This is a genomic window from Geodermatophilus sp. SYSU D01045, assembly GCF_054050295.1.
The window spans coordinates 61,853-78,504 of record NZ_JBJGZB010000013.1 but is presented as its reverse complement, the minus strand read 5'-3'; the positions used below and the strand labels follow the sequence as shown (position 1 = coordinate 78,504).

The window sequence follows — 16,652 nt, the reverse complement described above, 5'->3', positions numbered from 1 at the left end:
CGTGAGCTCCCCCATCGACGGCATCTCGCTGCCCGGCATCCCGACGATCGGTGCCCTCGGCGGGACCGCGGGCACGGCGGCCGCGGCCCCGGCGGCCTCCACGTCGGGCGAGGGCTTCGCGGCCGCGCTGACCGGCGCGCTCGACCGGCTGGGCAGCCTGCAGTCGGCCAAGGACGCCCTCGCCGTCCAGGGCGCCACCGGCGACCTGCGTGACGTGCACGACTACATGATCGCCGCGCAGGAGGCCTCCGTGGCCACCGAGATGGTCGTGACCATCAAGAACAAGGCGGTCGAGGCCTTCACCGAGATCATGAGGATGCCCGTCTGATGCCTGCCGCACTCGCTGGGCCGCTGGCGAAGCTGCGGAGCACGCTCGCCACCATCAGCCTGGGCCAGAAGGTCGTCATCGGCCTGCTGGTCGTCGGGCTGGCTCTGGGCGGCTTCTTCTTCTACCGCTGGATCACGACGCCGACCATGGCGCCGCTGTTCTCCAACCTGGCCTCGACCGACGCCTCGGCGATCGTCGACGAGCTCAACGCCGCCGGCGTCTCCTACGAGCTCTCCGACGGCGGCGGCACCATCCTCGTGCCCAACGAGCAGGTCTACGACCTGCGGCTGCAGATGAGCGGCAAGGGCCTGCCGGCCGGCTCGGACACCGGGTACGCGCTGCTCGACGAGCAGGGCATCACCACCAGTGAGTTCCAGCAGCAGGTGCAGTACCAGCGCGCCATCGAGGGCGAGCTGGCCAACACCCTGGAGGCGCTCGACGGCGTGCAGACCGCGGTGGTCCACGTCGCGCTGCCCGAGGACGAGGTCTTCGCCTCCGACGAGGGCGAGCCGACCGCCTCGGTGCTCCTAGACCTCGCGCCGGGCACCGAGCTCTCCGGCGAGCAGATCCAGTCGATCACCAACCTGGTCTCCTCCAGCGTCGAGGGCATGGACCCGGCGCAGGTCACCGTCTCCGACTCGACCGGCCAGCTGCTCTCGGCCGCCGGCCAGGGTGTGAGCGCCGCCTCCGGCGACGCCCGCTCGCAGATGGAGACCGACTACGAGGGCCGCCTGGCGTCCAACGCCCAGGCCATCCTCGACACCGTCCTCGGCCCCGGCAACGCCCGCGTCGCCGTGCGCGCCGACCTGGACATGTCGCAGAGCGACAGCACCGCGACGACCTACGGCTACACCGAGGGCACCCCGCCGGTCTCCGAGCAGACCTCGACCGAGCAGTACACCGGCGACGGCACGGCCGTCGGCGGCGTGCTCGGCCCCGAGAACACCGCCGACGCCGCGAACGGCACCGGCGGCGGCACCTCCACCTACTCGACCGAGTCGACGACGGCGAACAACTCCGTGGACCAGACGGTCACCAACACCGTCACCGCGCCCGGGGAGGTCAACCGGCTCACCGTCGCGGTGGTCCTCAACGACACGGTGGCCGGCAACCTCAACCAGGCCCAGGTGCAGGACCTCATCGGCAACGCCGTCGGCCTGGACACGGCGCGCGGCGACGACATCAGCGTCGCCTCGCTCGCCTTCGACACCACCGCCGCCGACGCCGCCGCCGCGGAGATGACCGCGGCCCGCGAGGCCGAGCAGCAGGCGCAGATGTGGTCGCTGGTCAAGAACGGCGGCATCGCCCTCGGCATCGCGCTGCTGGTCCTCGTCGTGTGGCTGCGCTCGCGCCGCCGTGGCGACGACGAGGACGACGAGGACGACGAGCCGCTGGAGCTCGACGAGGGCCTGATCGCCGAGCTCGAGCGGCTGCGGGTGTCCAGCTCGCGGGACGACACCGCCGTCCTGGACAACCGGGCGCTGGAACTGGAGGCCGCGGAGCGGCAGCGGGTGCGGGGGGAGATCGCGACGATGGTCAGCGAACGTCCGGACGAGGTGGCGCAGATGCTGCGCGGCTGGCTGAGTGACGTGAAGTGACCGAGCTCGCGAGATCACTGATGGACGGAGCGACGCGCGTCGCAGTACCGACGAGCGCCGGCGAGGAGGAACTGTGACGCTCGCACCGGTCGAGCAGCTGGTGGGCGCGGGCGGGACCAACCTGCCCGCGCTGCCGCCGGCTCCCCCGCGTCCCGAGATGCCCGGCCTGCGCAAGGCCGCCGTCTTCCTCGCCCAGATGAGCAAGGAGGAGGCCGGGCTGCTGCTGTCCAAGCTGCGCCCGCGCGAGGTCGAGGCCCTCACCCGCGAGATCATGAAGCTCGGCGCGGTCGAGCCCGACGACGTCGACGGCGTCCTCACCGAGTTCTCGCAGATGATGGCCGCGCAGCGGTACGTGGGCCGCGGCGGCGTCGACTTCGCCCGCGAGATCCTGGCCGCCGGCCTCGGGGAGGACAAGGCCGAGGGCATCCTCGCCCGGCTCAACGTCGTCTACACCGAGGTGCCGTTCGCCTCGCTGCGCAACGCCGACGTCCGCCAGCTGGTCACCTTCCTCAAGGACGAGCACCCGCAGGTCATCGCCCTGGTGCTGGCCCACCTGTCGGCCGCGCAGTCGGCCGAGGTGCTCTCGGGCTTCTCCCCGGAGCAGCAGGCCGAGGTGGCCCACCGGATCGCCACGATGGACCGCACCTCCCCGGAGATGGTCCGGCTGGTGGAGGAGGAGCTCGGCCGCCGCATGGGGTCGCTGCTCGCCCACCAGGACATGTCCACCGTGGGCGGCGTCGAGACCCTCGTGGAGATCATCAACCGCTCGCCGCGGCCGACCGAGCGTTCGATCCTCGAGTGGCTGGACACCTCCGACCCGGAGCTGGCCGAGCAGGTGCGCGCGCAGATGTTCGTCTTCGAGGACATCACCACCATCGACGACCGCTCGATGCAGCTGGTGCTGCGCGAGGTCGAGGCCAACGACCTGGCCACCGCGCTCAAGGGCGTGCGCCCCGACGTCCGCGACAAGGTGGTCCGGAACCTCTCCGAGCGCGCCGCCGAGAACCTCGCCGAGGAGATCGAGCTGCTCGGCCCGGTCCGCGCCCGCACGGTCGAGGAGGCGCAGGGCAAGATCGTCGCGGTCATCCGCACGCTCGAGGAGCAGGGCGTCCTGACCATCTCGCGCGGTGGGGACGATGAGTTCGTCGCCTGAAGGACCCCGTGCCCCCCGTCCCTCGCACGCTCGGGTCGGGACCCTGGACGGGGCCGCCCACCGGAGCACGGCACGGGAGTCGGTGCTGCTGCGCGGGGCCTCGGCCAGCGCGGCGGCCCCCTATCGGCAGGTGCCGGGGACGACGGTGCCGGAGCCGCGCCCGACACCGCAGGCGGTGACCCATCCGCCGACCCAGCAGCTGACCCGGCCCCTGGACCTCCTGCCGACCCCTCCGCAGGCCCCGCCGCCGACCGAGCAGCTGACCCGGCCCCTGACGCTGCCCGTCGTGGACGGCGCCCCCGAGGTGGTCGTGGAGCGGCGGTCGGCGGTCCGCCGCGCCGCCGACGTCCCGGTGCCCAACGGCCGCGGCGTGCTGCGGCTCGGCGACGTCTACGCCGAGGAGCTCGCCCGGCTGCGCGAGTTCGCCCGCGCCGAGGGGCACGGCGCCGGCTACGCCGAGGGCATGGCCGAGGCCGGCCGGGTCGTGGCGGAGGCCGAGGCACAGGCGGCCGCCCGGCTGGCCGACGTGCAGGCCCGCTGGGAGCGCCGGATGGCCACGGCCACGGCTGCGCTCGGCGCCGCCGTCGTCGCCCTCGAGACCGCCGCGGTGCCCACAGCCGAGGACGTCCGCGACACGGTGCTCGACGGCGTCCTGACGCTGGTCGAGGACCTGCTCGGCCGCGAGCTGTCGGCCTCGACCACCGCCGGCGTCGACGCGATCCGCCGCGCGCTGACCCTCGTCCCCGCCGACGCGCCCGCCGTCGTCCGGCTGCACCCCGACGACCTCGCCGAGGTCCCGCCGGCCGCCCTGGCCGCGCTGCCGCGGTCGGTCACCGTCGTCGGCGACGACGCCGTGGAGCGGGCCGGCGCGGTCGCCGAGTGCGGCCCGCGCCGGGTCGACGCCCAGCTGTCGGCGGCGCTGGCGCGGGTACGGGCGGTGCTGTCGTCGTGAGCACCGCCGCGCTGCTGCAGCGCGCCCGCCTGGCCGCCCGCCCGCAGCTCACCGGCTCGGTCGTCGGCGCCATGGGGCTCACCCTCACCGTCGAGGGCGTCGTCGCCGCCGTCGGGGACCTCGTCGAGGTCGGCCCGGGCCCGCGGGGGCTCATGGCCGAGGTGGTCGCCGTCTCCCGGGACCGACTCACCTGCATGCCGCTGGGCGAGCTCGGCGGCGTGCACGCCGGCGCGCCGGTCCGGAACACCGGCATGCCGCTGCAGGTGCCGGTCGGCGAGGCGCTGCTCGGCCGGGTGCTCGACGGCCTGGGCCGCCCGGTCGACGGGCACGGCCCGCTCGGCCCCGGCGTCGACTGGGTCGACCTGGCCAGCGAGACGCCGCACGCGCTGTCCCGCCGCCGGGTGGAGGAGCCGCTGCCGGTCGGCGTCCGCGCGCTGGACACCCTCGTGCCGGTCGGCAAGGGCCAGCGGCTGGGCATCTTCGCCGGCTCCGGCGTCGGCAAGTCCACGCTGCTCGCGCAGATCACCCGCGGCACCGAGGCCGACGTCCGGGTCATCGGGCTGATCGGCGAGCGCGGCCGCGAGGTGAAGGAGTTCCTCGAGGAGAACCTCGGGGCGGAGGGCATGGCGCGCACGGTCGTCGTCGTCGCCACCTCCGACGAGCCGCCGCTGGTGCGGCTCAAGGCCGCGTTCGTGGCCACCCGCATCGCCGAGGGCTTCCGCGACCAGGGCCGCGACGTGCTGCTGCTCATGGACTCGATCACCCGCACCGCGATGGCCCAGCGCGAGGTCGGCCTGTCCGCCGGCGAGCCCCCGGCCACCCGCGGCTACCCGCCGAGCGTCTTCGCGATGATGCCGCGGCTGCTGGAGAAGGCCGGACCGGGCGCGACCGGCTCGATCACCGGCCTGTACACCGTGCTCGTCGAGGGCGACGACCACAACGAGCCGATCGCCGACACCGCCCGCTCGATCCTCGACGGGCACGTCGTGCTCACCCGGAAGCTGGCCACCACCGGCCACTTCCCCGCCGTCGACGTCCTGGAGTCGATCTCCCGGGTCGCCGGCGCGGTCACCGCGCCCGCGCGGATGGCCGACGCCCGCGAGATGCGGCGGCTGATGGGCGCGCTGCGCGACGTCAAGGAGCTGGTGGAGATCGGCGCCTACCAGGCCGGCAGCGACCCGCTGGTCGACCGCGCCCGCGCGCTCTCCCCCGCCATCGACGCCTTCCTGCGCCAGCCGCTGGAGGACACCACCTCCCCCGACGACGCCTGGGCGATGCTGCACCGGCTCGTGACGGCGGGCTGAGGTGGCCCGGCCGGCCGCCTTCCGCCTCGAGCCGGTGCTGCGGGTCCGCCGCGCCGCCGAGCAGGCCGCCGAGCGGGCCGCCGCCGAGGCCGCCGCCGCGGCCCGCGAGGCGGAGCGCCGCGCCGAGGCGCAGGCCGCCGCGCTGGCCGCCCGGGTCCCGCCCGCGTCCGCGCCCGCGCACGTCTTCGTCGCCGCGATGGTCGCATCGGCCGCCGCGGCTGCCGATGTGACAGCTGCACGGGCGACGGCGCAGGCCTCGGCCGAGCAGGCCGGGCTGCTGCGCGCGCGGTGGACCGCCGCCGCCCAGCAGACGAAGGCGCTGGAGAAGCTGCGCGAGCGGCACCTCCTCGCGCTGCGGACCGCCGAGCTCGGCGCCGAGGAGCGCGCGGTCGACGACCTGGTCACCGCCCGGCACGCCCGGACCGGACCCGAGGCAGAAGAGGAGGAGCCGTGGAGGGACTGACCGCGGTGCACAGCCGCATCGCCGAGATCCAGAACCGGATCCTCACCTTCGCCTCGGCGTCGGCCACCTCGACGTCGGCCGCCTGGGCCGGCGCGGCGTCCGCCGCCGGGCTCACCGGCACCGCGGGCACGACGGCGTCCAGCGCGACGGCGTCCAGCGCGACGGCGGCCGCCGGCAGCGGCCCGGAGGGGCAGGCGGTCGCCGCGGCGCAGCGCTATCTCGGCGTGCCCTACGCCTGGGGCGGCACCGACCCCTCGGTCGGCCTGGACTGCTCCGGCCTGGTGCAGCGGGTCTTCGCCGACCTGGGCATCGACCTGCCCCGCACCAGCTCCCAGCAGGCCACCGCGGGCACGCCGGTCGCGAGCCTGGCCGAGGCCCGGCCCGGCGACCTCGTGTTCTTCGACAACTCCCCGTCGCGCCCGGGCATCGACCATGTCGGCATCTACGTCGGCGACGGGAAGATGATCGCCGCGCCGCAGGAGGGCGACGTCGTCCGCGTGCAGGACGTCGGCACCCCGACCGTCATCCGCCGGGTGCTGCCCGCCTCCGCCGCCGCGTCAGCGCCGGTGACCTCTCCCGGCGCCGGCCTGGCGGGCGTCCCCTACGCCGACCTGTTCACCGCCGCCGGGGCGCGGCACGGCGTCGACCCGGCGCTGCTCGCCGCGGTGGCGGAGGTCGAGTCCGGCTTCGACTCCTCCGCCGTCTCGTCGGCGGGCGCCACCGGCCTCATGCAGTTCATGCCGGCCACCGCCCGGGGCCTCGGCGTCGACGCCACCGACCCGGCGTCGTCGATCGACGGCGCCGCCCGCTACCTGCGCCAGCTCACCGACCGGTTCGGCTCGACCGACCTGGCGCTGGCCGCCTACAACGCCGGTCCCGGCACGGTCGCCCGCTACGGCGGCGTCCCGCCGTACGGCGAGACCCAGTCCTACGTCCGCAGGGTCACCAGCGCCGCGGAGGCCTACTCGTGACAGCTCCCGTCCTGACCGCCGCCGCGGCCGCGCCCGCCCCGGCCTCCCCGGCCGGCGGCTCCGACCCCGGCTCGGCCGCCGGGTTCGCGTCCGCCCTCGACGACGCCCTCGACGACGCCCTCGACGATGCCGTCGCCGGGCGCCCCCGTGCCGACCGCGGCGTCGGCCGCGACGGCGACCGGCCCGGCCACGCCGTCGGGCGCCACAGCGACCCCGGCACCACCGCCGACGGCCTCGAGGACGCCGCCCCCGCCGACGGGCGGCCCGCGGGCGACACCGCGGTCCCGCCCGGCGCGCTCCCGGCCGGCTGGGCGCTGGCCCTCGCCCTCGGCACCGCCGTCCCCGGCGGCGGCGCACCCGGCCCGGCCACCTCCGGCAGCACCGCTCCCGGCTCGGCCGCCGCGCACGGCGCCGTCCCGGCCGGGGCCGTCGCGGTTCCGGGCGTCGCCGCCGGTCTCCCCCGGACCGTCCCGGCACCGGTCCCCGCCGACGCCGGCGTGCCGGCCGGCGCGACCGCTGCGCCCGCCGCACTGCCCGGCACCGCCGTCCCGGCCTCCGCGACCGCTGCGCCCACGGCTCCCGGAGCGGCAGCGCTGCCCGCGGGGATCGTCGTCGTCGCGGCGGACCCGCGGCCGGCGCCGGTCCCCTCCGTGGCCGCCGTGCCCGTCCCCGCCGAGGCGCCGGCCGCCGCACCGGTCCCCCCTGCTGCCGCGGACCCCGGTGCGCAGGAGCGCGACCCCGGCACCTCCGGCGGGACCCTGCCGTCGGCGGTCCCGGTGCCCGCCCCGGCACCGGCTCCCACCGCGGCGGCCCCGGCCGGGGCCCCGGCCCGGCCCGACGTGCCCCAGCCGCCGGTGGCCGCCCAGGTCGCCCCCACCGTCGCCACGCTGGCCGCCGGCCCCGACGGCACGCACACCATGACGCTGGTGCTCACCCCCGAGACGCTCGGCCCGGTCGAGGTCCGGGTGACCGTCCACCACGGCACGGTCGAGCTGAGCCTGCGCGGCGCCTCCGACGCCGGCCGCGCCGCGCTCCTCGACGCGCTGCCCGACCTGCGCCGCGACCTGGAGACCTCGGGTCTGACCTGCTCGCGGGTGCAGGTGGACCGCGACCCGGCGGGCTCCGGCTCGTCACAGGCGCAGGCCGGCTGGCAGCAGGCGGGCGAGCACGGCCGCGGGTCGGCGCAGGGGCATGCCCAGGGCCGCGGCGCCGCCGACGACCGCAGCCGGCCGTGGCTGCGCACCACCGCCCCCGACGGGAGCCGCCCGGCTGCCGCCGCCGACCACCCCGCGTCGAGCGTCCTCGACGTCCGGGCCTGAGAGGAGCCGACGATGACCGAGCCCGTGGGCGGCGTGGGCGGCAGCCCGGCCACGTACACGGCCACCACCGCGGTCGACCGCAGCGACCAGATGGGCAAGGACACGTTCCTGCAGCTGCTGGTCGCGCAGATGCGCTACCAGGACCCGAACAGCCCGACGAGCACGACCGAGTTCATGTCGCAGACGGCGACGTTCACCCAGGTCGAGAAGCTCGAGGAGATCGCCGCGCAGAACGCCGAGCTGCTGGCCCTGCAGCGCTCGCTCTCGGCCGGCGCGCTGGTCGGCCACAGCGTCAGCTGGACCGCCGAGGACGGCACCACGCAGACCGGGACGGTGTCCTCGGTCCGCTTCGGCGGGGACGAGCCGACCGCCGTCGTCGGGGGCACCGAGGTGCCCCTCGGCCGCCTCAGCGAGATCTCCCTCCCCGCCTGACCCCCGCTCTCCCTCCTGAGAGGACCTCCCCGTGCTCCGTTCGATGTTCTCGGCCATCTCCGGCCTGCGCGCGCACCAGACCAAGCTCGACGTGACCGGCAACAACATCGCCAACGTCAACACCGTCGGCTTCAAGAGCAGCCAGACCGTCTTCGAGGACACCCTGTCCCAGGTCATCCGCAACGGCTCCGCGCCGACGGCGGAGACCGGCGGCACCAACCCCGCCCAGGTCGGCCTCGGCGTCCGGGTCGCCGGCGTCACCACCAACTTCGGCCAGGGCTCCACCCAGAACACCGGCCGCGCCACCGACTTCATGATCAGCGGCGACGGCTTCTTCGTGACCCGCGCCGGCAACGAGAACCTGTTCACCCGCGCCGGGTCCTTCGACTACGACGGCGCCGGCAACCTCGTCACCCCCGACGGCGCCCAGCTGCAGGGCTGGACGGCCGGCGCGGACGGCACCGTCAACGCCAACGGCCCGATCGGCCCGCTGACCATCCCGTTCGGCCAGGTCATGTCCCCGACCGCGACGACGACGGGCGCGCTGGCCGGCAACCTGTCGACGGCGTCCGTGGCGGCCGACCCGCTGGCCACCCCGCCGGTCGCGGCCACCCAGGTGCAGACGCAGATCACCGCCTACGACTCGATCGGCACCGCGCACCAGATCGCGCTGACGTTTACCAAGACCGGCACCAACACCTGGTCGGTGGCCGCCGGCGAGAACGGCACCCCGATCGGCGCGGCGCAGACGCTCACCTTCGACCCGGCCACCGGCCGGCCCTCCGGTGGCAGCACCTTCACCCTCGGCGTCACCGGCGCCAACTGGCCGGGCACCATCCCGGTCGACCTCACCGGCATGACCGAGTTCGGCGGCAAGACGGCGCTGACCCCGAGCGGCGTCGACGGCAACGCCATGGGCACGCTGCAGTCGATCTCGCTGAGCAACGACGGCACGATCATGGGCGTCTACTCCAACAGCCTGCGCGAGCCGATCGGCAAGCTGGCGCTGGCCACCTTCGCCAACCCCGGCGGCCTGTCCAAGGCCGGCAACTCCAGCTACCGGGTGGGCGACAACTCCGGCCAGGCCGTCATCGGCGAGGCCGGCACCGGCGGGCGCGGCTCGCTGACCGCCGGCGCGCTGGAGATGTCGAACGTCGACCTCGCCGAGGAGTTCACCGGCCTGATCGTCGCCCAGCGCGGCTTCCAGGCGAACAGCCGGGTGATCACCAGCTCCGACGAGATCCTGCAGGACCTGGTCAACCTCAAGCGTTGAGGACCCCTCGCCCCCACACCTCGCTCCGCTCGGCGCGGGCCCCTGCGAGGGGGCCGTTCCCGCACGGTGCGAGGCCGCGGCCCGGCACCCGTTTCCCCGGGGTGCCGGGCCGCGCCGCGTCGTCCCCCGGTCGCCTCCCGGTACGCGTGTGACGTGCGGGAACGCGGTGCCGGGCTCACCCCCGGGGGTGATGCGGCGGGCCGGGTTCGGCTCAAGCAGTCCCCGCGCGGGACCGATGGTCCCTGTAGCCGGCGCCGCGCCGTCGCGGCCCTCCCCCTTCCCGTACGAGCCAGAGGACCCACCCGTGATCCGAGTGACGCGCCTGAACGGGGAGCACTTCGCGCTCAACCCCGACCTGATCGAGCGGGTCGAGGGCCACCCCGACACCGTCGTCTTCCTCGTCGACGGCACCAAGTACGTCGTCAGCGAGGACGTCGACGAGGTGCTCGACGCGATCCGCGAGTACCGGGCCAGCATCCTCGCGACCGCCTACGCCATGGACCGCGGCACCTACCGCCCGACGACGCCGGCCCCCGACGGCGGCAGCGCCACCCACGCCGCGGTCGTGCCCTTCCCGGCCCGCGAGGAGCGCTGACCCGTGGATCCCGCCACCCTGATCGGGTTCGTCGTCTCGCTGGTCGCCCTCCTCGTCTTCATGGTCCTCGAGGGCTCGGACCCGACGACCCTGATCTTCCTCCCGGCCATCGTCCTGGTCATCGTCGCCACCTTCGGCGCGGCGATGTCCAGCCAGACGATGGACGACCTCAAGAAGCTGCCCGGCTGGTTCAAGATGGCCGTGGTGCCGGCCAAGGTCCCGCCGGCCAGCGCACAGATCCAGACCCTGGTGTCCCTCGCCGAGAAGGCCCGCAAGGAGGGCCTGCTCGCGCTCGAGGCGCAGGTCAAGCAGATCGAGGACCCGTTCCTCAAGCGCGGCCTGCAGATGGGCATCGACGGCACCGACCCCGAGGAGCTGCGGGCGGTCCTGGAGAGCGAGATCGCCGCGAAGAAGGCGGAGGACAAGGTCGCCGCCAAGTTCATGAACGCCATGGGCGGCTACGCCCCGACCATCGGCATCGTCGGCTGCATCGTCGGCCTGATGAACGTGATGGGGAACCTCAGCAACCCGGAGGCGCTGGGACCCATGATCGCCTCGGCGTTCGTCGCCACGCTGTGGGGCGTCATGGCCGCCAACTTCTGGTTCCTCCCGATGGGCGCCAAGATCCTGCGGGTCAGCGAGCTGCAGGCCGCGCAGATGGAGCTGCTGGTCGAGGGCATCGCCGAGATCCAGGCCGGCACCAGCCCCCGCGCGGTGCGGCTGAAGCTCAACTCCCTGATCCCGCCCAGTGAGGTCGCCAAGGAGGCGGCGTGAGCTCCGGCGGCCACGGCGGCCGCCGCCGCGGCAGGAAGCACGAGGAGGAGGAGCACGAGAACCACGAGCGGTGGCTGGTGTCCTATGCGGACATGATGACGCTGCTCCTGGTGCTCTTCGTGGTCCTCTTCGCGATGAGCCAGGTGGACAAGGAGAAGTTCGCCGCGCTGGCCAGCGGCCTGTCCGAGGCGTTCGGCGCCCCGGTGAGCGCCCTGAGCAGCGCGGGCACCAACTCCGACGCGTCGGTCCTCGACTCCCTCGACGCGGCCGTCGACGTGCAGATCCCACCGGCTCCCGCCGCGGAGGCCGACGTCGACGCCGCGGCCGCCCGGGCCGCCGCCCAGGAGGCCGCGAACGTCGCGGCGGAGGCGCGGGCCGAGTACGACCAGCTCGCCGCCGCCCGCGACGCCATCGACGCCGCCCTCGCGGCGGCCGGTCACGCCGGGACGGCGCAGTACGAGATCGACGAGCGCGGCCTGACCGTGCACATCGTGTCCGACCCGGTGCTGTTCGGCCCGGAGGAGGCCACGCTGCAGCCGCAGGGCCGCACCATCCTCGACGCGGTCGCCGGCACGCTGGCCACGCTGCCCAACGACCTCGCGATCGAGGGGCACGCCAACTCGCTGCCGGTCACGCCGGGCGGGCCGTGGCCGTCGAACTGGGAGCTGTCGGCCTACCGGGCCACCACGGTGGTGCGCTACCTCGCCGCCGCCGGCGTCCCGCAGGACCGGATGTCCGGGACCGGCTACTCCGACACCCGCCCGGTGGTGCCGGCGAGCGACCCCAACGCCCTGTCCCTCAACCGCCGCGTCGACGTCGTCGTGCTGTCCGACGCCTCCGCCGAGGCCCGGGAGCTCCTGCCCGGCCTCGACGCACCAGTACACGCGGCCCCCGCACAGGAAGGCACCCACGAGTGAGCACCAAGAGCAAGGCGAAGGAGAAGGACGCCCCGGCCGAGGGCGAGGAGGCCGAGGGCGGCCGGAAGAAGCTGGTCGTCCTCCTGGCCCTCCTGCTGGTCGTGGCCGGCGCGGCCGCGTACTTCTTCCTGTTCACCGGCGAGGCCGAGGCCGAGGAACCGGTGGCCGGCGAGGTCGTGGCGCTCGAGCCGGTCACGGTCAACCTGGCCGGCGGCGGCTACCTGAAGATCGGCATCAGCCTGCAGGCGACCGAGGACGCCGCCTCGGGCGGTCACGGGGGCGGCGGGGTCGACGGCTCGAAGGCCCTCGACCTGATCATCTCCACCTACTCGCAGGCCCAGCCGGCCGACGTCGCCGGCGCCCGCGAGGCGCTCAAGGAGTCGCTGGAGCACCAGATCGTCGAGGCCTACACCGAGGACGGCGTCGAGATGGTCATGGGCATCTACTTCACCGAGTACGTCACCCAGTGACGCAGTAGTCCCACCCGTCCCACACTCCCCGGCTGACCGGCGGCGCCCCGCGCCGCCGGTCAGTTCGCGTTCCGGCCCCGCCGATGAGGGGACCGTGACCCGCCCCGACACCGCGACCGCGCCCGCTGGGCCCGGGCCGCAGGCGCCGGCCGGTGGCGGCCGCAGCCGGCGCGGTGCGCCCCGCACCTACGACTTCCGCCGCCCCACCAAGCTCTCCCGCGAGCACGTCCGCGTGCTGCAGATCGCCCAGGAGGCCTTCGCCCGCCAGGCGACGACGGTCCTCACCACGATGCTGCGCACCGGCGCCCGGATGGAGCTGCACGGCATCGAGCAGCACTCCTACGACGACTTCCTCGCCACGCTGCCCGACCCCTGCTTCCTGACGACGTTCACCATCGAGCCGCTGGGCGGCAAGGGCCTGCTGGCCTACCCGCTGGACATGGCGATGGCCGGCGTCGACCACCTGCTCGGCGGCTCCGGCGCCGCGCAGCAGCCCGAGCGGCCGATGACGGCGATGGAGACCACCATCACCACCTCGCTGCTCACCCGCCTGCTGCAGGAGTTCGCCGCCGCCTTCGCCCACGTCACCGAGCTGCAGCCGGCCATCGACGGCATCGAGTACAACCCCGCCCTCGCCCAGGCCGCGGCGGGCTCGGACACCGTGATGGTGGCCCGCTACACGATGTCGATCGGCAGCCGCGAGGGCGCCGCGTCCCTGGTGCTGCCCTTCAGCTCCTTCCAGCAGGCCCTCGACAGCGCCGCCTCCCCGCAGCTGTCGGAGTCGGCCCAGCGCACCCGGCAGCGCGCCGCGGAGCTGCTCGCCGCCCGCCTGGAGCTGGTGCCGGTCGACGTCAGCGTCCGGTTCAGCCCGCTCGAGGTGTCCTCGGAGGACCTGCTCTCCCTGACCGTCGGCGACGTGCTGCTGCTGCGCCACCCGCGGGACGCGCCGCTCGAGGTCACCACCAACGACGCCGTCTTCGCCCACGCCATCGCCAGCAACCACCGCCGCCGGCTGGCCGCCGCCATCGTCCCCACCCCGTCCGCCGTGAAGGACCCCGCATGACCGCCACGCTCGACACCGCCCAGGCCGCCACCCACGCTGCTGCAGAGACCATCACCGCCGTCGTGGTGGCCGCCGCCCGCGCCGCGGCCGCGCTCGTCCCCTCCGGCGCCGAGCTGGTCCCGGGGCCCGCGGTCACCGACCCCGACGCCGTCCCGGTCCCGCCGGCCGCGACCGCCGCCGTCGGCGCCCGGCTGTCCGGCGAGATCACCGGCGACGTCGTCCTGGTGCTCTCGGCGGAGGTCGTCGAGGCCCTCGACAACTCCCCCGTCGGCCCGATGGACGTCGCCACCGCGCTGCGTCCCGCGCTCGAGGCCGCCGCGGCCACCCTGGGCCGGGTCCGGGTGGACGCCGAGCGCACCGAGGACCCGGTGACCGCGCTCGACGGGCTGCGCGACAAGGGCATGTTCGTCGCCGTGCCGCTGGTGGCCGGCGCGGGGCACCCCTCCGCTGATCACATCGCCACGCTCGCGCTGCAGGTGACCCTGCCGACGGCGCCGCGCACCCCGCGCAACAGCCTGGACCTGCTGCGGCACGTGGCCATGGAGGTCACGGTCGAGATCGGCCGCACCCGGATGACCGTGGGCGAGCTGCTCTCGCTCCACCCGGGCGAGGTGGTCGAGCTCGACCGTGCCGCCAGCGCCCCGGCCGACCTGCTGGTCAACGGCACCCTCATCGCGCGCGGCGAGGTCGTCGTCGTCGACGAGGACTTCGGCCTGCGGATCAGCGAGATCGTCAGCGACGCCGCCGCCGAGCTGGGGGCCGCGCAGGCATGACCTGGATGCTGATCCGGCTGGTGCTCTCGCTGGCCTTCGTCGGTGGCGTGCTGTGGTTCGCCGCGCGCCTGGCGAAGAAGCGCGGCCTGGGCTCCAGCGGCGGCCTGGTCGAGGTCGTGGCCCGCCAGCGGATGGGCCGCGCCAGCACGGTCAACGTGCTGCGCATCGCCGACCGGGTGCTCGTCGTCGGCGCCACCGAGGAGCAGGTCACCCTGCTCGCCGAGCTCGACGGCGACGCCGTGGAGGCCACGCTCGCCGAGCGCGCCGCCGCCGCGCCGCCGGCCGCGGGCGGCCCGGCCGTCCCGGCGCCCCGGGTCGGCGGCGCGCTGGCCGGCTCGGTCTTCGACCGGTCGGGCTGGCAGGGCTTCGTCAGCCAGCTGCGCGAGCGGACGGTCCGCCGCTGATGACCGCCACCGTCCCCGCGCGCGTCCTCGCGCGCCGGGCCGCCACCGTCCTGCTGGCCCTGCTCGGCTGCGCGCTCGCCGGCGTGCTGCTCGCGGGTCCGGCCGCGGCGGCGCCCACCGCGCCGACCGCGCCCACGGCCCCGACCGTGCCCGCGGTCGACGGCGGGGTCGACATCTCGGTCGGCAACGGCAGCCCGAGCACCTCCATCACGCTGATCCTCGCGATCACCGTGCTGTCGGTGGCGCCGGCGGTGCTGCTGCTGTGCACGTCGTTCACCAAGATCGTCGTCGTCCTGTCGCTGACCCGGAACGCGCTGGGCCTGCAGTCCTCGCCGCCGAACTCGGTGCTCACCGGCATCGCGCTGTTCCTGACGCTGTTCGTCATGGGGCCGGTGCTCTCGGACATCAACGACGTCGCCGTCCAGCCGTACGTGGACGGGGCGATGACGGTCTCCGCGGCCTACGACGCCGGCGTCGTGCCGCTCAAGGAGTTCCTGCTCGACAACACCCGCGACGACGAGCTGCAGCTCATGGTCGGCCTGTCCGGCGAGGAGCAGCCCGAGGACCGCGCCGCGGTGAGCATGACGACTCTGGTCCCGGCGTTCGTCCTCTCCGAGCTCAAGAGCGCCTTCATCATCGGGCTGGTCGTGTTCATCCCGTTCCTGGTGATGGACATGCTGGTCAGCGCCGCGCTCATGTCGATGGGCATGATGATGGTGCCGCCCTCGATCGTGTCGCTGCCGTTCAAGCTGCTGTTCTTCGTGGTCGTCGACGGCTGGGCGATGATCACCACGTCTCTCGTGGGGTCGTACGGATGACCGACGCCGACGTCACCGACATCGCCGTCCAGACCATGATGGTGGCCGCCAAGGTCGCCGCCCCGGTCCTGCTCACGGCCCTGCTGGTGGGCTTCCTCATCTCGCTGTTCCAGGCGGCGACCCAGATCCAGGAACCGACGCTGTCGTTCGTCCCCAAGATGATCGCGGTGAGCATCGCGCTGCTGGTCACCGGCAACTGGGTGCTCTCCGAGCTGGTCGACTTCACCCACACCCTCTTCGACCAGCTGCCGCGCCTGCTCGGGCGGACCTGACCGGCATGGACCTCGAGGTCCCGGCGGTCACCCTCGCGGCCCTGCTGCTGGCCACCGCCCGGGCGGCCGGCTTCGTCCTGCTCGCCCCGCCGTTCACCACCCGCACCATCCCGGCACCGGTCAAGGGCGCGCTGGCCCTGGCGCTCGCGGTCGCCCTGGTCGACCGCGTGGCGCCGGGCCTGCCCGAGCCGACCACCGGCTTCCTCGTCGTCACCGCGGTCAGCGAGGTGGCCATCGGCGCGGCGCTGGGCTTCGTCGTCCAGCTGTTCTTCACCGCGGTGCAGTTCGCCGGGGAGCTCATCGACCTCACCGGCGGCTTCTCCCTGCAGCCGGCCTACGACCCGCTGGCCATGACCACCAACTCGGTCATCGGCAAGCTGCACTACCTGCTCGCGACGACGCTGCTGTTCACCAGCGGCGGCCACCTGGTGATCGTGCGCGGGTTCGCCACCTCCTACGAGGGGCTGCCGGTCAGCGGCGGCTTCCCGGCCGGGGACGTCGGCGAGGTCGTGCTGACGGCGTTCTCGATGATGTTCCTCGCCGCGCTGCAGATCGCCGGCCCGATGGTGGCCGTGCTGCTGCTGGCCGACGTCGCCCTCGCCCTGCTGTCCCGGGCCGCCCCGGCGCTGAACATCTTCGCCATCGGCTTCCCCGTGAAGATCATGCTGACCCTCGCGCTGCTCGGGCTGACCTTCCCGCTGCTGCCGCCGGCGCTGGACGCGCTGGTGGAGCAGGCCACCCGCGCGGTCGTCGGCTTCCGGAGCGGGTGAGGC

At 74.7% G+C, this 16,652-nt stretch carries 20 protein-coding genes; all 20 read left to right on the top strand.

Annotation, left to right across the window (positions count from 1 at the left end):
• Position 1 precedes the first annotated feature (1 nt).
• The 20 genes from fliE (at position 2) to fliR (ending at position 16,649) form a co-directional block, all read left to right on the top strand.
• A complete protein-coding gene (gene fliE / locus ACI798_RS12610) occupies positions 2-328 on the top strand; it encodes a flagellar hook-basal body complex protein FliE (protein WP_456942767.1) in 327 nt (108 codons plus the stop codon).
• Positions 328-1,926, top strand: a complete 1,599-nt coding sequence (fliF, locus tag ACI798_RS12605) for a flagellar basal-body MS-ring/collar protein FliF (RefSeq protein ID WP_456942768.1) — start codon at positions 328-330, stop codon at positions 1,924-1,926. Before fliE ends, fliF begins: the two co-directional genes overlap by 1 nt.
• A gap of 73 nt (positions 1,927-1,999) precedes the next feature.
• A complete protein-coding gene (gene fliG / locus ACI798_RS12600; protein ID WP_456942769.1) occupies positions 2,000-3,079 on the top strand; it encodes a flagellar motor switch protein FliG in 1,080 nt (359 codons plus the stop codon).
• 175 nt (positions 3,080-3,254) lie between these two features.
• Positions 3,255-4,031 carry a FliH/SctL family protein gene (locus ACI798_RS12595; protein ID WP_457048051.1) on the top strand — a complete coding sequence of 259 codons (777 nt, stop codon included), beginning with the start codon at positions 3,255-3,257 and terminating at the stop codon, positions 4,029-4,031.
• Positions 4,028-5,335, top strand: a complete 1,308-nt coding sequence (locus tag ACI798_RS12590) for a FliI/YscN family ATPase (protein ID WP_456942771.1) — start codon at positions 4,028-4,030, stop codon at positions 5,333-5,335. The genes ACI798_RS12595 and ACI798_RS12590 overlap by 4 nt, the downstream gene beginning before the upstream one ends.
• 1 nt (position 5,336) lies before the next feature.
• A complete protein-coding gene (locus ACI798_RS12585; protein ID WP_457048050.1) occupies positions 5,337-5,798 on the top strand; it encodes a flagellar export protein FliJ in 462 nt (153 codons plus the stop codon).
• On the top strand, positions 5,786-6,769 hold the full coding sequence (locus ACI798_RS12580) for a transglycosylase SLT domain-containing protein (protein ID WP_457048049.1): 984 nt from the start codon (positions 5,786-5,788) through the stop codon (positions 6,767-6,769). Before ACI798_RS12585 ends, ACI798_RS12580 begins: the two co-directional genes overlap by 13 nt.
• Positions 6,766-8,088, top strand: a complete 1,323-nt coding sequence (locus ACI798_RS12575; protein WP_457048048.1) for a flagellar hook-length control protein FliK — start codon at positions 6,766-6,768, stop codon at positions 8,086-8,088. Before ACI798_RS12580 ends, ACI798_RS12575 begins: the two co-directional genes overlap by 4 nt.
• A 12-nt stretch (positions 8,089-8,100) precedes the next feature.
• Positions 8,101-8,520 carry a flagellar hook capping FlgD N-terminal domain-containing protein gene (locus ACI798_RS12570; RefSeq protein WP_456942775.1) on the top strand — a complete coding sequence of 140 codons (420 nt, stop codon included), beginning with the start codon at positions 8,101-8,103 and terminating at the stop codon, positions 8,518-8,520.
• A 31-nt stretch (positions 8,521-8,551) separates the two neighbouring features.
• Positions 8,552-9,793 (top strand): flagellar hook protein FlgE, encoded by a 1,242-nt coding sequence (locus ACI798_RS12565; RefSeq protein ID WP_456942776.1) that lies wholly within the window; start codon positions 8,552-8,554, stop codon positions 9,791-9,793.
• Between the two features lie 304 nt (positions 9,794-10,097).
• Positions 10,098-10,388 (top strand): flagellar FlbD family protein, encoded by a 291-nt coding sequence (locus ACI798_RS12560; protein WP_456942777.1) that lies wholly within the window; start codon positions 10,098-10,100, stop codon positions 10,386-10,388.
• A gap of 3 nt (positions 10,389-10,391) precedes the next feature.
• On the top strand, positions 10,392-11,162 hold the full coding sequence (locus tag ACI798_RS12555; RefSeq protein ID WP_456942778.1) for a motility protein A: 771 nt from the start codon (positions 10,392-10,394) through the stop codon (positions 11,160-11,162).
• Positions 11,159-12,079 (top strand): flagellar motor protein MotB, encoded by a 921-nt coding sequence (locus tag ACI798_RS12550; RefSeq protein WP_456942779.1) that lies wholly within the window; start codon positions 11,159-11,161, stop codon positions 12,077-12,079. The genes ACI798_RS12555 and ACI798_RS12550 overlap by 4 nt, the downstream gene beginning before the upstream one ends.
• Positions 12,076-12,549, top strand: a complete 474-nt coding sequence (locus ACI798_RS12545) for a flagellar basal body-associated FliL family protein (RefSeq protein WP_456942780.1) — start codon at positions 12,076-12,078, stop codon at positions 12,547-12,549. Before ACI798_RS12550 ends, ACI798_RS12545 begins: the two co-directional genes overlap by 4 nt.
• 94 nt (positions 12,550-12,643) lie before the next feature.
• Positions 12,644-13,612, top strand: a complete 969-nt coding sequence (locus ACI798_RS12540; RefSeq protein ID WP_456942781.1) for a flagellar motor switch protein FliM — start codon at positions 12,644-12,646, stop codon at positions 13,610-13,612.
• A complete protein-coding gene (gene fliN, locus ACI798_RS12535) occupies positions 13,609-14,385 on the top strand; it encodes a flagellar motor switch protein FliN (RefSeq protein WP_456942782.1) in 777 nt (258 codons plus the stop codon). Before ACI798_RS12540 ends, fliN begins: the two co-directional genes overlap by 4 nt.
• Entirely contained in the window at positions 14,382-14,789 is a 408-nt protein-coding gene (locus tag ACI798_RS12530) for a FliO/MopB family protein (RefSeq protein WP_456942783.1), read from the top strand. Before fliN ends, ACI798_RS12530 begins: the two co-directional genes overlap by 4 nt.
• Positions 14,789-15,607, top strand: coding sequence for a flagellar type III secretion system pore protein FliP (fliP, locus tag ACI798_RS12525; RefSeq protein WP_457048047.1), 819 nt, complete (start codon positions 14,789-14,791; stop codon positions 15,605-15,607). The genes ACI798_RS12530 and fliP overlap by 1 nt, the downstream gene beginning before the upstream one ends.
• Complete coding sequence (gene fliQ / locus ACI798_RS12520) at positions 15,604-15,879, top strand: flagellar biosynthesis protein FliQ (protein ID WP_387987863.1); 276 nt, start codon at positions 15,604-15,606, stop codon at positions 15,877-15,879. Before fliP ends, fliQ begins: the two co-directional genes overlap by 4 nt.
• A gap of 5 nt (positions 15,880-15,884) precedes the next feature.
• Positions 15,885-16,649, top strand: a complete 765-nt coding sequence (gene fliR, locus ACI798_RS12515) for a flagellar biosynthetic protein FliR (RefSeq protein WP_456942785.1) — start codon at positions 15,885-15,887, stop codon at positions 16,647-16,649.
• Positions 16,650-16,652: the final 3 nt, after the last annotated feature.